13 protein-coding genes and 1 tRNA gene are annotated in these 15,088 nt (G+C 67.3%); 7 read left to right on the top strand and 7 right to left on the bottom strand.

What is annotated here, in order from left to right:
* The first annotated feature begins 37 nt into the window (after nt 1-37).
* Nucleotides 38-2,008 carry a sensor histidine kinase gene (locus BM004_RS20025; RefSeq protein WP_093216073.1) on the top strand — a complete coding sequence of 657 codons (1,971 nt, stop codon included), beginning with the start codon at nt 38-40 and terminating at the stop codon, nt 2,006-2,008.
* A 118-nt stretch (nt 2,009-2,126) separates the two neighbouring features.
* On the opposite strand, the gene BM004_RS20020 is transcribed toward BM004_RS20025, so the two are convergent.
* From BM004_RS20020 to cysS, 6 genes are all read right to left on the bottom strand, one after another.
* Nucleotides 2,127-2,219 (bottom strand) — tRNA-Ser (locus BM004_RS20020).
* 27 nt (nt 2,220-2,246) lie between these two features.
* Nucleotides 2,247-3,515, bottom strand: coding sequence for an aspartate kinase (locus tag BM004_RS20015; RefSeq protein ID WP_093216070.1), 1,269 nt, complete (start codon nt 3,513-3,515; stop codon nt 2,247-2,249).
* Between the two features lie 55 nt (nt 3,516-3,570).
* Entirely contained in the window at nt 3,571-4,548 is a 978-nt protein-coding gene (tilS, locus tag BM004_RS20010; RefSeq protein WP_093216068.1) for a tRNA lysidine(34) synthetase TilS, read from the bottom strand.
* A gap of 21 nt (nt 4,549-4,569) precedes the next feature.
* Entirely contained in the window at nt 4,570-5,550 is a 981-nt protein-coding gene (locus BM004_RS20005; RefSeq protein ID WP_093129763.1) for an acetyl-CoA carboxylase carboxyltransferase subunit alpha, read from the bottom strand.
* Nucleotides 5,551-5,566: 16 nt separating this feature from the next.
* Nucleotides 5,567-6,217: a DNA-3-methyladenine glycosylase family protein gene (locus BM004_RS20000; RefSeq protein ID WP_093129762.1), complete on the bottom strand. Its 651-nt coding sequence runs from the start codon at nt 6,215-6,217 to the stop codon at nt 5,567-5,569.
* Nucleotides 6,218-6,234: 17 nt separating this feature from the next.
* Nucleotides 6,235-7,611, bottom strand: coding sequence for a cysteine--tRNA ligase (gene cysS / locus BM004_RS19995; RefSeq protein ID WP_093216065.1), 1,377 nt, complete (start codon nt 7,609-7,611; stop codon nt 6,235-6,237).
* A 195-nt stretch (nt 7,612-7,806) separates the two neighbouring features.
* Between cysS and BM004_RS19990 the strand changes: the two genes are divergently transcribed.
* From BM004_RS19990 to BM004_RS19965, 6 genes are all read left to right on the top strand, one after another.
* Nucleotides 7,807-8,397 (top strand): tetratricopeptide repeat protein, encoded by a 591-nt coding sequence (locus BM004_RS19990; RefSeq protein ID WP_093129760.1) that lies wholly within the window; start codon nt 7,807-7,809, stop codon nt 8,395-8,397.
* Nucleotides 8,398-8,491: 94 nt separating this feature from the next.
* The gene (locus tag BM004_RS19985; RefSeq protein ID WP_093129759.1) at nt 8,492-9,085 is read left to right on the top strand and encodes a peptidylprolyl isomerase; all 594 of its coding nucleotides are present in this window, start codon (nt 8,492-8,494) and stop codon (nt 9,083-9,085) included.
* A 26-nt stretch (nt 9,086-9,111) separates the two neighbouring features.
* Nucleotides 9,112-9,624, top strand: coding sequence for a peptidylprolyl isomerase (locus tag BM004_RS19980; RefSeq protein ID WP_093129758.1), 513 nt, complete (start codon nt 9,112-9,114; stop codon nt 9,622-9,624).
* Between the two features lie 100 nt (nt 9,625-9,724).
* Complete coding sequence (locus tag BM004_RS19975) at nt 9,725-10,504, top strand: UDP-2,3-diacylglucosamine diphosphatase (RefSeq protein WP_093216063.1); 780 nt, start codon at nt 9,725-9,727, stop codon at nt 10,502-10,504.
* Between the two features lie 17 nt (nt 10,505-10,521).
* Complete coding sequence (locus tag BM004_RS19970; protein ID WP_093216060.1) at nt 10,522-11,313, top strand: M90 family metallopeptidase; 792 nt, start codon at nt 10,522-10,524, stop codon at nt 11,311-11,313.
* A 93-nt stretch (nt 11,314-11,406) separates the two neighbouring features.
* Nucleotides 11,407-12,003 carry an LPXTG cell wall anchor domain-containing protein gene (locus tag BM004_RS19965; protein ID WP_093216058.1) on the top strand — a complete coding sequence of 199 codons (597 nt, stop codon included), beginning with the start codon at nt 11,407-11,409 and terminating at the stop codon, nt 12,001-12,003.
* A gap of 106 nt (nt 12,004-12,109) precedes the next feature.
* On the opposite strand, the gene BM004_RS19960 is transcribed toward BM004_RS19965, so the two are convergent.
* Nucleotides 12,110-15,010 carry a DUF349 domain-containing protein gene (locus tag BM004_RS19960; RefSeq protein WP_093216055.1) on the bottom strand — a complete coding sequence of 967 codons (2,901 nt, stop codon included), beginning with the start codon at nt 15,008-15,010 and terminating at the stop codon, nt 12,110-12,112.
* Nucleotides 15,011-15,088 lie beyond the last annotated feature (78 nt).

The following is a 15,088-nucleotide window of genomic DNA, read 5'->3' as shown; positions in this document are numbered from 1 at the left end:
GAAAATTGGGCTGCACCGTTCCGTGCACTCCCTTCGGATGCATCCCTCCACCCCTTCCTCGCGCAGCCGCCCGGCACCCTTCTTCGCCAAAGTGGTGCTCCTGCTGTCGATCGCGCTGCTCTGCGTCATCGGCATCTTCTTCGCCAGCATGGCCCACCTGCAGCAGCCCGAGACGCTGCTGCACCTGACGCGCGCCGACTGGCAGGTCGACGACGCCTCGGGCTTCTCCGTGCCGCCCGTGCGCCAGGACAGCGACGCCCTGCCGGGCCGCTGGCAGCCGATCGCCCTGCCCTTCGCACCGCCGATCGCCCTGCTGCGGCAAGCCGGCTCCGGCGCCGCCACCAGGACGACACGCACTTCCTGGATCAGGCTCTCCACGCGCGACCTGCCGGCCGCCGCCGGCCCGTTGGCGCTGTACGGCGCGCGCATCAAGACCGACGGCACCATCGCGGTCTACATCAACGGCCAGCTGGTTCACCGCGCACAGCAGCAGGGGCCGCTGTGGAACAGCACGCGCACGCCGCTGTGGGTGGAGCTGGACCATGGCACCGCGGGCGGCGCGCCACCGCACGAGATCCTGCTGCGGCTCGAACACACGCAGAGCGCGCAGGTTGCGCTGTCCTCGTTGTGGATCGGCCCCGTCGAATCGCTGCGAGGCCGCTATGGCGCGCGCCAGTGGCTGCAGCAGGAACTGCCCGCCATGCTCAGCGCGGCCTTCATGGCCGTGGGCGTGTTCGCACTCTTCGTGTGGTTCAGGCGGCGCGACGAAACCGGCTACCTGCTGTTCTTCAACCTCGCGGCCAGCTCCTTCATGCGGGGGCTGCATTTCTACGTGAGCCAACCGGTCGCCAACGACTGGTTCGCGTGGCTGACCGTCAACGCGCTCTTCTGGCTGGTGATGGTGGTGCACTTCTTCCTGCGGCAGCTGCACGGGCGTGAGCTCAAGTGGCTGACCTGGGGCGTGGTCGCGGCAACCAGCGTCATCGGCGTCGTCACGATGCCCGTGCTGGCGATCGTGCAGAACACCCCGCAGGTCACGCCGCTGATCTACGCGGTCGCGGCGCTGATGGGCACGCTGGTGTGCCTGGTGGGCGGCGTCAGTGCATGGCGCTGCTCCAACGAAGGACGGCTGGTGGCGGTGGGCATCGGTATCTGCGTGCTGCTGGGCATCACCGACTGGCTGCTGCAGAACAACTTCATCAGCCCCGAGGGCTGGTACCTGGGGGCGTACACCAACGCCGTCACCTTCAGCGTCTTCGGCGCGCTGATGTACCGCCGCTACGTGCACGCCATCGGCGCGGTCGAGCAATTGAACGAAAACCTCGCGCAGCGGCTGCTCAAGCGCGAAGCCGAGCTCGAGCACAGCCACCAGCGGCTGCGCGAGATCGAACGCCTGCAGACCATCAGCGCCGAACGTCAACGCCTGATGCAGGACATGCACGACGGGCTCGGCTCGTCGCTGATCAGCGCCATCCGCTCGGTGGAAGGCGGCGGCATGAGCGACGACAAGGTGTCGCAGATTCTCAAGAGCTGCCTCGACGACCTGAAGCTCACGCTGGACTCGCTCGAGCCGATCGAGGCCGACGTGCTGCTGCTGCTCGCCACGCTGCGCTACCGGCTCGAGCCGCGGCTCGAAGGCACGGGCGTGTCGCTGCGCTGGGAGGTGCAGGAACTGCCGGCGCTGGAGTGGCTCGATCCGTCGAGCGCGCTGCACATCCTGCGCATCGTGCAGGAGAGCATCTCGAACATCCTGCGCCACACACGCGCCACCGAGATCCGCGTGGCCACGTCGATGGCCGGTGCGGGCGTGCAGGTGACGATCGAGGACAACGGCCAGGGTTTCGACGTGCAGCGTGTGACGAGCGATCCGTCGGCCTCCGGGCGCGGACTGCAGAACCAGCGCCGGCGTGCACAGGCGATCCGAGGGACGGTGAATTGGGAATCGAAGCCGACGGGCACGCGGTTCGTGCTGTGGCTGCCGCTGCAGCGGGAGGCCAAGGCGGCGTAGCGCGAGTAGTGAGAGCAGGGAGAAAGAGAGACGCCTGCCACGTCGTGTGCTGTCGCGTCACGCGTGTGGAAGCACAAATGAAAAACGGCCCCGTGAGGGGCCGTTTTTGTTTGCTATCTGGCGGAACCGGAGGGATTCGAACCCTCGATGAGGCTCTACACCCCATACTCCCTTAGCAGGGGAGCACCTTCGGCCACTCGGTCACAGTTCCTGAAAGAAGCCACGATTATGCCATTACTTAGGCGGTCGGTTGGTCGAGATCGAAGGCTTTATGCAGTGCGCGCACTGCCAATTCCATATATTTTTCGTCGATCACAACCGAGGTCTTGATTTCGCTGGTCGAGATCATCTGGATGTTGATGCCCTCTTCGCTCAACACGCGGAACATCTTGCTCGCGACGCCCACGTGGCTGCGCATGCCGATGCCCACGATGCTGACCTTGCAGATCTTGGTGTCGCCCACGATCTCGGTGGCGCCCAGCGAAGGCATGACCTTCGACTGCAGCAGGTCGATCGTCTTCGCGTATTCGTTGCGATGCACGGTGAAGCTGAAGTCGGTCTTGCCGTCCTTGCTGAGGTTCTGGATGATCACGTCGACTTCGATGTTGGCGTCTGCCACGGCACCGAGGATGTGATACGCGATGCCGGGCTTGTCGGGGACGCCGAGCACCGAGATCTTGGCTTCGTCGCGATTGAATGCGATGCCGGATACGACGGCTTGTTCCATGTTTTCGTCTTCCTCGAAAGTGATCAGCGTGCCGGACTTGGCCTCTTCATTGATGTCGATGTCCCACGGCGTGAAGCTCGAAAGCACGCGCAGCGGCACCTTGTACTTGCCGGCGAATTCCACCGAGCGGATTTGCAGCACCTTGGAGCCCAGGCTCGCCATTTCGAGCATCTCTTCGAAGCTCACGGTGGTGAGGCGGCGCGCATCGGGCTCCACGCGCGGGTCGGTCGTGTACACGCCGTCCACGTCGGTGTAGATCAGGCATTCGTTCGCCTTCATGGCCGCGGCAATGGCCACGGCCGAGGTGTCGCTGCCGCCGCGGCCCAGCGTGGTGATGTTGCCGTCGTCGTCCACGCCCTGGAAGCCGGTGATGACCACCACCTTGCCGGCGTTCAGGTCGGCCATGACGCGGGCGTCATCGATGCTCTCGATGCGCGCCTTGGTGTACGAGTTGTCGGTGCGAACCGACACCTGCCAGCCGGCGTAGCTGACCGACTCGACGCCCTCGGCCTGCAGCGCGATGGCCAGCAGTGCCGAAGAGGCCTGCTCGCCGGTCGAAGCCAGCATGTCGAGTTCGCGGCTGTGGGCCACGCCAGGTTTGCTGGGCGCCAGCTCCTTGGCCAGGCCGAGCAGGCGATTGGTCTCGCCGCTCATGGCGCTCGGAACCACGATCATCTGGTGGCCTGCGCGCGCCCACTTCGCGACGCGCTTGGCGACATTCTTGATGCGCTCGGTCGAGCCCATCGACGTACCGCCGTATTTGTGAACGATCAATGCCATGGATGAAATCAGAGATAAGGAAAGGGCCGCTTGAAAGGCGGCGCCCTGCAAGCGGTCAGAGCGAAGTCTTCGGCGAGGGCGGGGCATTGTACCAATGCAGGAAATCGCCCTGCCGCTCGGCGAAACCTGCCCCCACCTTGAGGTGGATCCGGTGCCCGCGCGTGGTGCATGCGCGGACCTGCTCGAGCAGCTGATCGAGCTGCGCCGCACTGGGCGCGCAGCCGTGCGAATGCATCAGCCAATGGCGCAGCGCATTGGCTTGCCGGGCGCGCGAAAGCGTCTGCAGCGTGGCGATGCGCGGCGGAGTGCCGACCGTCTCCAGGTCTTGTGCCGCCAGTTCGCCGAGCAGTTGCTGCGCCTGCGCCGCGTGGCCGATGCTGCGCGCGAAGGTCGCGCGGAATTGCGGAAAAGCCTGCGCCAGCGCGGGCAGAAGCACCGCGCGAATCCGGTTGCGGGTGTAGCGCTCGTCGCCGTTGGTCGGGTCTTCGATCCAGGGCAAGTGTCGGCCGGCAAGCCATTCACGAATCTCGGCCCCCGGGACCGCCAGCAGCGGCCGATGGATGTCCAGGCCGTTGCGCCGCATGTGCGCGGGCATGGCCGCCAGACCCGGCAGCCCTGCCCCACGTGAAAGCGCCAGCAGCAGCGTCTCGACCTGATCGTCGGCGTGGTGACCCAGCGCTATGGATTTGACAGCCGCGCTCGCCCCCTCCATGCGCGCCATCGCGGCAAAAGCCTCGTAGCGGGCACGGCGGGCCGCGTCTTCCGGACTGTCGCCCGGCGCGTGACGCGCATCGACCCGATGAACGACGAGCGGCACCCCAAGGCGTTCGCACACCGTGAGGCAATGAAGTTCGAAATCGTCGGCCGCGGACTGCAGCCCGTGGTGCACGTGAAAGGCGACCACCTGCCCCGGCCAGCGTGAGGCGCAGGCGGCCAGCAAGGCGGTCGAATCCGCCCCACCGCTGAACCCCACCGCCAGCGGCCAATGCACCGGCTCGAACGCGGCCATGGCGCGTTCGAAAGCGGAGTTCATGGCAACCCGCGCTATCTGCCGTTACCGGCCGCTGTCGGCCTTGGTGTCGTTGAAACGGCCGTAGCTCTGCAGGCGCTCGTAGCGGCGGTCCAGCAGTTCCTTCGGCTTCAGGTCGCTGACCTGGCGGAAGGCATCGTTGAGCGCGCGCTTCAGGAACGCGGCCATCTGGCGATGGTCGCGGTGCGCGCCGCCCACGGGCTCGTTCACGATCTTGTCGACCAGGCCCAGCGCCTTCAGGCGGTGCGCCGTGATGCCCAGTGCATCGGCGGCTTCCTGTGCCTTCTCGCTGGTCTTCCACAGGATGGAAGCGCAGCCTTCGGGGCTGATGACCGAATAGATCGAGTACTGCAGCATCACCAGCTGGTCGCCGACCGAGATGGCCAGCGCGCCGCCGGAACCACCCTCGCCGATGATGGTGACGATGATCGGCACCTCGAGCTGCGCCATCTCGAAGATGTTGCGGCCGATGGCTTCCGACTGGCCGCGCTCCTCGGCGTCGATGCCGGGGTACGCGCCGGGCGTGTCCACGAAGGTGAACACCGGCAGCTTGAACTTCTCGGCCGTCTTCATGAGACGCAGCGCCTTGCGGTAACCCTCGGGCTTGCTCATGCCGAAGTTGCGCGCGGTGCGCTCCTTCGTGTCGCGGCCCTTCTGGTGGCCGAGCACCATGCAGGGCACGCCGTTGAAGCGCGCGAGTCCGCCCACGATCGACAGGTCGTCCGAGAAGTGGCGGTCGCCGTGCAGTTCGACGAAATCGGTGAAGATTTCGTTGACGTAGTCGAGCGTGTAGGGGCGCTCCGGATGCCGGGCGATCTTGGTGATCTGCCAGGGCGTCAGGTCGCTGTAGATGTCCTTGGTGAGTTGCTGGCTCTTTTTGCCGAGCTGATCGATTTCTTCAGAGATGTCGACCGCGGATTCGGTCTGCACATAGCGCAATTCTTCGATCTTTGTTTCGAGTTCAGCAATGGGCTGCTCGAAGTCGAGGAAGGTTCGTTTCGCCAACGTCTTCTCCTGTTATTCAATACGCGACTGGAACGGGATCCAGCGATCGCCAAATATACCAAGTCGCCACGCTGCAATACGGGGCCCAGGCCACGGCGACGTCGCGGGCATCGCTGCGGCTGACCGGATCGCCCGAAAAATAGTTGACGCTGATGCCGTTGAGCAGCCCCACGTCATCGACGGGGAGCACGTTCGGACGCATCAGGTGAAAGATGAGGAACATCTCGGCCGTCCAGCGGCCGATGCCGCGAATGGCCACGAGCTCTTCGATGATGAGTTCGTCCGACATGTCCTTCCACGAATTGACGTGGACCATGCCCGAATCGAAATGCAGCGCGAGGTCGACGAGGTACTCGATCTTGCGCGCCGACAGTCCGGCGCCGCGCATGTCGTCGACCTTGAGCTTGAGCACGTTGGCCGGCGTGAGCTTGCGCGGCAGCGCAGCAAACTTGTCCCACACCGACTGCGCGGCCTTCACCGAGATCTGCTGGCCGACCACGCTGCGCGCCAGCGTGGTGAACGCATCACCGCGCGACTCCAGGCAGGCGTCTCCGAACTTCGGAATCAGCCGCTTCATGACGCGGTCTTTCTTGGCGAGGTGCTTGCATGCCTCTTCCCAATAGTCCGGCGTGTAGATCTGAACGCTGGTCTTCGTGGTGGCGGGCATGGGGTTCGTCGTTCCGTTCACTGCGCGGCCGCCCAGGTCGTGCCCGTGGGCGAGTCCTTGAGCACGATGCCCTGCTCCAGGAGCACCTTGCGAATGCGGTCGGCTTCGGCGAAATCCTTCGCGGCCTTGGCGGCGGCGCGCGCGTCGATCTGCGCCTGGATGGTGGCTTCGTCGAGCGTGGTGCCGGCCCGCAGGAAGGCCTTGGGGTCGTCCTGCAGGATCTGCACGCAGCCGCCCAGCGCCTTCAGCAAGCCGGCCTGCGCGGCCGATTGCGTGCGGTTCACTTCACCCGCCAGGTCGAAGAGCACGGCCACGGCTTCGGGCGTGGCGAAGTCCTCGTCCATCGCGGCCTTGAAGCGCGCGGCATAGGGGTCGCTCCAGTCGACTTTCACGTCGGCCGGCGCCACCAGGTCGAGCGCGGTGTACAGCCGCTTGAGCGAGGCGCGCGCATCGTCCAGGTGCACGTCGCTGTAGTTCAGCGGGCGGCGGTAGTGCGCGCGCAGCACGAAGAAGCGGATGGTCTCGGCGTCGTACTTCTTGAGCACGTCGCGGATCAGGAAGAAGTTGCCCAGGCTCTTGGACATCTTCTCGTTGTCGGTCACGATGAAGCCGTTGTGCATCCAGTAGTTGGACAGCGGCTTGCCGGTGGCGCCTTCGCTCTGCGCAATTTCGTTCTCGTGGTGCGGGAACTGCAGGTCTTCGCCGCCGCCGTGGATGTCCAGCGTTTCGCCGAGCAGCTCGCAGGCCATGGCCGAGCACTCGATGTGCCAGCCCGGGCGGCCCGGGCCGAACTCGCTGGCCCACTTCACCTCGTCGGGTTCGCTGGCCTTGGCGCTCTTCCAGAGCACCGGGTCGAGCGGGTCGTCCTTGCCGTCGAGCACGGCCACGCGCTCGCCCGCATGCAGCTCGTCGATGGACTTGCCGCTGAGCTTGCCGTAGCCGGGAAACTTGCGCACGGCGTAGTTCACGTCGCCGTTGTCGCTGCGGTAGGCCAGGCCCTTCTGCTCGAGCGTGCCGATCATCGACAGCATCTGCGGGATGTAGTCGGTGGCGCGCGGCTCGTGCGTGGGGCGCTCGATGCCGAGCGCGTCGGCGTCTTCGTGCAGCGCGTCGATCATGCGGTCGGTCAGCGCGCGGATGCTCTCGCCGTTCTCCACGGCGCGGCGGATGATCTTGTCGTCGATGTCGGTGATGTTGCGCACGTAGGTCACGTCGAAGCCGCTCACCTTGAGCCAGCGCTGCACCACGTCGAAGGCGATCATCGAGCGCGCGTGGCCGAGGTGGCAGTAGTCGTAGACCGTCATGCCGCAAACGTACATGCGCACCTGTCCGGGGTGCAATGGGGAGAATTCCTCCAATTCACGCGACAGCGTGTTGTAGATGCGCAGACTCATGAGATTCGGAAAGCGTCAGTTCGCGCACGTAAAGCACGGGCGAAAGACGGTGTTTTTCAGGGGTGACGGGGGCTGTGGTCGCGAGGGGTTCGACATGGCCCCTCGGCTACAATCCGACCTAGTATAAACGTCTGCCGCCGAGCGGCGTCCGGGTGTTCCCCAAGCCCGCATTCCCCCCTTTTCTGCCGAGGCTTCATGAAGCACGCCGCGTTCTCCAGACTCTCCATTGCCTTCGCTCTGCTGTTCAGCCTCTGGGCCTCCGCAGCGCATGCCAACGACTACGACGACGTCAACCTGCTGCTGCGGCAGGGCAAGTCGAACGAGGCGCTGGCCAAGGCCGACACCTATATCGCCGGCAAGCCGCGCGACCCGCAGATGCGCTTCCTGCGCGGCGTGATCCTCACCGAGCAGAACAAGCAGGCCGAGGCCATCACCGCCTTCACGCAGCTCACGCAAGACTTCCCCGAGCTGTCCGAGCCCTACAACAACCTGGCCGCGCTGTATGCATCGCAAAGCAAGTTCGACCAGGCCCGCGCCGCGCTCGAACAGGCCATCAAGCTCAACCCGAACTACGCCACCGCGCACGAGAACCTCGGCGACGTGTATGCCCGCCTCGCGGCCCAGGAATACGTTCGCGCCCAGCAGTTCGCCAGCACCAACTCGAGCGTCGCGCCCAAGCTGTTGCTGATCCGCCAGATCTTCACGCCCAAGGCCGAAGCCGAAGCCGCCACGCTGCCCGCCGCGCCGCCGGTGGTGCGCAAGCCGGTCGGCCGCACCAGCAAGTGACGGCCCGCCCGGCAAGGGCGCCGACGTGGCGCCTCTCGCACTCTTGCACGGCCCGCGCCCCCTGTCCTCTCCTCTTTCGCACACGGAGCCTCTCTTGACGATCCACGCCCTCTCCCGTTTCAGCCGCCGCAGCGCCCTTGTGCTGGCCGCCGCACTCACGTTCGCCGCCACTGGCTACGCACAAACGGCCGCCCCGCGCGTCAAGCTGGCCACTTCGGCCGGCGACATCGTGGTCGAGCTCGATGCCGCCAAGGCGCCCAAGTCGGTCGAGAACTTCCTGCAGTACGTCAAGGACAAGCACTACGACGGCACGGTGTTCCACCGCGTCATCGACGGCTTCATGATCCAGGGCGGCGGCTTCACGGCCGACATGCAGCAAAAGCCCACGCGCGCGGCCATTCCGCTCGAAGCCAGCAACGGCCTGAAGAACGACAAGTACACGGTCGCCATGGCGCGCACCGGCAACCCGAATTCCGCAACGTCGCAGTTCTTCATCAACGTGAAGAACAACGACTCGCTCAACGCGCCCAACCCCGACGGCTACGGCTACACCGTGTTCGGCAAGGTCGTTGCCGGCACCGACGTGGTCGACAAGATCCGCGCGGTCGCCACCGGCAACAAGGCCGGCATGCAGAACGTGCCGCTCGAGGCCGTCACCATCAAGTCCGCCACGCTGCTGGCGAAGTAATTCATTTCCCAAGAAGGAGTCCCGCCATGAGCAACCCCCAAGTCGAACTGCACATCAAGAACTACGGCGTGATCACGCTCGAACTCGACGCCGAGAAGGCACCGAAGTCGGCCGAGAACTTCATCTCGTACGTGAAGAAGGGCCACTACGACAACACGGTGTTCCACCGCGTGATCCCCGGCTTCATGGTGCAAGGCGGCGGCTTCGAGCCCGGCATGCAGCAAAAGCCCACCGGCGCCGAGATCGAGAACGAAGCCAACAACGGCCTGAAGAACAACAACTACACCGTTGCCATGGCCCGCACCAGCGCGCCGCACTCGGCCACCGCGCAGTTCTTCATCAACGTGTCGGACAACGGCTTCCTGAACCACACCGCACCCTCGGCACAAGGCTGGGGCTATGCCGTGTTCGGCAAGGTGATCAACGGCACCGACGTGGTCGACAAGATCAAGGCCGTGAAGACGGGCCGCAAGGGCTTCCATGACGACGTGCCGCTCGACGACGTCGTGATCGAAAAGGCCGTCGTCATCGCCGAGTGAGCGTGAGCCGCCCGGCTTGCCGCTTCGTGTGCTTCGCCGCTCTCCATGAGACAGGCGCGGCCCGCGCGTTCCGCTTCGGCGTGACCCGGCGGCGGCCGCAATGACGGCGTTCAAGGAACTGGTGGCGCCGCCCGCGTGGCGCACCGTCGACCTGATTTCCGACCTGCACCTGCAGGCCGGCGAGCCCGCCACCTTCGAGGCCTGGCAGGGCTACCTGCAGACCACGCCGGCCGACGCGTTGATCATCCTCGGCGACCTGTTCGAGGTGTGGGTGGGCGACGACTCGGCTGCTTCTGCAAGCTCTGCAGATGCAGCCGGTTTCGAAGCGCAGTGCGCCGAGCTGCTGCGCCGCACCGCGCAACGGCTGCCGGTGTTCTTCATGCATGGCAACCGCGACTTCCTGGTCGGCCCCGCATTCGCGGCGCAATGCGGCCTGACGCTGCTCGACGACCCCACGGTGCTGGTGCTGCACGGCCAACGCTGGCTGCTGAGCCACGGCGACATCCTCTGCCTCGAGGACACCGAGTACCTCAAGTTCCGCGCCCAGGTGCGCACGCCCGAATGGCAGGCCGCCTTCCTCGCCCGCCCGCTCGAGGAGCGCCGCGCGCTCGCGCGCTCCATGCGCGTGCAGAGCGAAGACCGCAAGCGCAACCCGTCGACGATCTGGGCCGACGTCGACAACGACGCCGCGCGCCACTGGCTGCGGCAGGCCAATGCCCGCACGCTGGTGCACGGCCACACGCACCGCCCCGCCAACCACGACCTGGGCCAAGGCCTGCAGCGCATCGTGCTGAGCGACTGGGACGCCGCGGCGCACCCGCCGCGCGCACAGCTGCTGTGCCTTTCCACCGCCGGCGCGCAACGCGTCGACCTGCGCTAGCCGCGCCGCCGTCACCGATGTTCAAGTGGCTGCGCCGGTTGCGCGCCCTGCCCCCAATCCCCGAAGCCGCCTGGCAGGCGGCACTCAAGCGCTACGCCTTCCTCGGCGCCCTGCCCGAGCCCGACCGGCAACGCCTGCGCATCCTCACCGCCGAGTTCCTGCGCGACAAGGAATTCCACGGCGCCAAGGGCTTCACCATCACCAACGAAGTGGCGCTGGCCATCGCGGCGCAGGCCGTGCTGCCCGTGCTGCATCTGAGGGGCGGCCTGAACTGGTACGACGATTTCGTCGGCATCGTGGTGCACCGCTCCGAGGTGGTGGCGCGGCGCAAGGTGGTCGACGAAGCCCAGGTGGTGCACGAATACGGCGAGGTCGTGGCCGGCGAAGCCATGGACCGCGGCCCCGTCATGCTGAGCTGGGACGACGTGCTGGCCAGCAGCGTCACCAGCGAGCGCGGTTACAACGTGGTGATCCACGAGTTCGCCCACAAGATCGACATGCGCAGCGGGGACGCCAACGGCTGCCCGCCGCTGCCGGCCGGCTTTGCAGGCAGCCGCGGCACCCGCGAGGCCCGCGCGGCCTGGATGGCCGTGCTGCAACCCGCCTACGACGGCTTTCGCGAAAAGACGATCATGGCGGAGCGCTTCGGCGCCGAGCCGCCATGGCTCGACGACTACGGCGCCACCTCGATCAGCGAGTTCTTCGCGGTGGCCTGCGAGGCCTACTTTGTGAACCGCCCGAACTTCTCGCGCGACTTCCCCGAAGTGCTGGCCATCTTCGATGAATTCTTTCTTCCTAAACAGGCCTGATCGCACGCCAGTATTCATTTGTTCGCTATTAATTAGATAGCTGAACAGCCTTTACCATCGACGGGTTATCAACACGTTAAAAAGGCAAACAAAATGAGGGATTGGATCTATCAGCTCACGGGCAAGGCGTGGCTGGCATTGGTGGTGGGCATCGGCATCCTGGGGTGGGCTGGCTACGCGCAGTTCAAGGCCAGCGCCGACACGCATGGCACCGCCGTCGAAGACCTGGTGGCCAAGAGCGGCACGATCGTCAGCGGCAGCGAGATCACCGAGACCACCAAGCGCCGCCGCGGTGGCAGCACCACGCGCCACTACTTCGTGCTCGACGCCAAGGTGGCCGACGGCAGCACCGAGAAATGGCGCGTCGACTACGCAGTCGGCCGCAAGAAGCTCGAGCCGCTGATCGACGAAGCCGTTGAGGTGCGCGTCGATCCTTCGGACAACAACCTGGTCTACGAAGTCAAGCTCAAGGGCCAGCCGGTGGTGTCCCTGGCCGAGGTGCAGAAGATCATGGAGGTCAAGGACCAGGCCGCGGCCTCGAGCGCCACGGACAAGGGCACGCTGATCGTCGGCCTCGTCGCCCTGCTGCTGGGCATCGGCGGGCTGTTCCTGCGGCGCCGGATCCGCAATGGCTTCATTGCCGAAGAGGCCACGGCGGCACAGACGCCGGTGATCGGCGAGAAGGTCTGAGCCTTCGGCACTGACGTGCGTGACGCACGTCGCCATTCGCACAAAAAAAGGCGCCCCGCGGGGCGCCTTTTTCGTGGCCGATCGGGCGATCGGCCCGCCGGCGTGCTTACTTGCGCAGCAGCGCCTTCAGCGCGTTCTGCAGGCGGCGTGCGCTCGCAGCGTCGTGCGCCGCGGCCAGCACCTTGCCTGCGTCCTGGCCCCAGGTCTGCGCCGGGGCCGGGTCGCCGCGCTTGGTCAGCAGCTTGAGCTGCAGTGCGCGGCGCGCGTCGAGTTGCTCGGCGGGCGTGGGCACTTCGGCGGCCATTTCGAGGCGCAGCAGCGCTTCGGCGGCATCGCCGGCAGCGGCCGACGGCGAGGTGCCGATGGCTTGCGACCAACCGGTGCGCACCGCGGGCGAGACCGCGCGGCCCAGCTCCTGCACGCTCGGCAGGCGGCTGGCGTCGCGCTGTTCCCAGGCGCCCAGCACCTGGGTCAGCGCTTCGCCGTGGGCCTGCGCCGCGAGCTTGCGCAGCTGCATGTCGGCGCGTTCGAGCGCTTCGCGCTGCGCGCGGAAAGCGGCATCGCCGAGACGCGGACCGCGGTCTTCGAAACGCGGGGGGCGGTCGCCAAACCGGCCGCCAGGGCCGCCGGGACCGCCAGGGCCGCTGCGATCGCCGCGTGCGTCGCCGCGGGGCGCGCCACGGTCATTGCGGTCTCCAGGGCGACCCGGGCCGCCGGCGCCGGGACGGCCGCCATCGCGGCGGTCGCCGAAACGGCCACCAGCACCGCGGGCGGCGGGTGCCGGTTCGCCCTTCTTGCTGCTCGGGCGGTCGTCGCCGCGCATCGCCACCACGGGCTTGGGCGCGGGCTTCGGTGCGGCCAACGGGGCTTCGACCGCGGCGGCTTCACCGGCGTCGTGCGCCTCGCCATCGGAGCGGGCCGACGCGTCGGCGCCATCGGCGGGCGCCACCAGGTCGGCGGGTGCCTCGGTTGCGGCGGCGGTGTGCGTGCCGGGCGATGCTTCCGCGTCGCTCGGGCTCGGTGCCTGCTCGGCGCTTTCGCCGAACTCGGCGGCAGCCTGGCCGGGCGCCTCGATCTCGGTCGCGCCGACGGAGGGGCCGTCGCTCGAGGCGGCGGCCTGTTCGGCCTTCGGTGCCGGGGCCGGGGCGGGCGGCGGTGCTTCACCGCGCAGCGCGCCTTCCAGGCGAGCCACGGCGGCACGGATCTTCTGCGCGTCGCCGGTGGCGTTGGCCGCGTCGAGCGCCTTGGAGGCGTCGAGCACGTAGCGGTCGTGCTCGCTCATGGCGGCCGATGCCTTTTCGCGCTCGGCGGTCTTGCGGTTGAAGGCTTCGTCGATGGGCGCGCGGAACGCGTCCCACAGCTTCTGTTCGTGGCGGCGATCGAGCGGCACGCCCTGTGCCTCGGCCTGCCAGCGTTGCTGCAGCGCCTTGACGGCGTCGATGCGCAGCATGGGCTGGGCGCCGAGCTCGGCGGCTTCGGCAATCATGGCCTGGCGGCGTTCGACGCTGGCCTTCTGCGCCGTCTCGAACGGTGCGCGGGCGGCGCCGAAGGCTTCGTTCCAATGCGGCTGCAGCTCGGCGAACACCTTCTCGCCCACATGGCCGGCATCGCGCCAGCGGTCGGCGAACTGGTGCAGCGCGCGGTTGTGCGCCTTCAGGTCGGTGGCGCCGGCGTGCTCTGCAGCCCAGGCCTTGACCTCTTCGATCAGCGCGACGCGGTGGGCGCGGTGCTCGGCGGCATCGGCGCGGACCTTCTCCAGCCAGGCCTCGACCACCTTGTGGGCTTCGTTGCAGGCTTCGTCGAAACGCTTCCAGAGCGCGTGGTTCGGCACGCCACCCTGGTCGGCCTGCTTCCACTGGTCGCGCAGGGCGCGCAGGGTTTCCTGCATCTTGCGGCCACCGAGGGCCTGGCCTTCGGGGCGCTTGAGCAGGCCTTCGGCCTTGGCGACGAGGTCTTCACGGACCTTGTCGGCGCTCCAGCGCTGCCAGCCTTCGAGTTCGCCGGCCGCCACCAGCGCGGCATGCACGCGGGCTTCGAGCGGGGCGTCGACCATCTTGCCGTGTTCCTTGAGCACGGCGCGCAGCGCGGCGGCGGCGCCGGCGCTGGCCTTGCCGTGGCCTTCGGCGGTTTCCTGCTCGAGCTTGGCGAGCGCGGCCTGCACGGCGTCCTGCGCGGCGGCGCGCACGGACGGGTCGACCTTGGGCGCGGCGGGACGTGCGGGTGCGGCGGCCTTGGGCGCCACGACCTCACCGCGCGCGGCGCGCAGCTCGTCGGCCCACACGGGCACGGGCGGCAGCGGCGCTGCGGCGTCGGCCGCGGCAGCCACGGCCTGGGCCAGCGCGCTGTGGAACGAGTCGGACACCACCAGCAGTTGCGACTTCGAGGCATCGAGCTGCGGCGCGAACTTGGCGTCGAGGCTGGTCCAGTTGGCGTCGGCGGTGATCTCGGCGGCCTGCTGCTGCCAATGGGTGACATCGGCGCGCAGCGATTCCTCGGCGGCCTGGGCGTCCTGCCAGCCCTTGGTGGACAGCACTTCAAAGCGCTGTGCCAGCAGGACGGCGGCTTCGCGGTGCACCTGCGCGCGGTGCTGCAGGTCTTCGATGCCCTTCACGCGCTCGGCCAGCCTGGCCTTCAGGCCGGCCAGCGGTTCGCGCGAGAGCGGCGCGCCGGCCTTGGCGGCGTCGCGCTGCCAGGCCAGTGCATCGGCGATGTTGAGCTTGGACTGGCCCAGCAGCGCCTCGGCCTTTTGCGCCCATTCGGCGGCAATGGCCTCCTGGCCCTTGGCGCGCTTGAGTTCGTCGAGCTTTTCGCGCAGCAGGCGCGCGGCGCCCTTGTCGCGACCGCTCAGCTCCTTGAAGACCTCCTGCATCTGTTCGGACGCGGGGTTGCCCGCGAGCCAGTCGCGGATGCGCGCGGCGCGCTCCCCGGAGGTCGGCGCGGTGAAGGCGCCGCCGGTGAGCGTGTCGAGGGCCTGAAGGTCGTGTGGCTTGGAAGAAGTAGAGGTCACTGCGCGAAATCGTTGTCTTGGTAGAGAAAGCGAAGGCGCCGGCAAAGGCCGGCGCACATCGACATTTTCACCCACTTG

It is taken from the genome of Variovorax sp. OK212, from assembly GCF_900112425.1.
GTDB lineage: Bacteria > Pseudomonadota > Gammaproteobacteria > Burkholderiales > Burkholderiaceae_C > Variovorax.
Note: the sequence above shows the minus strand (reverse complement) of the source record. Positions and strands in the feature narration are given on the sequence as shown.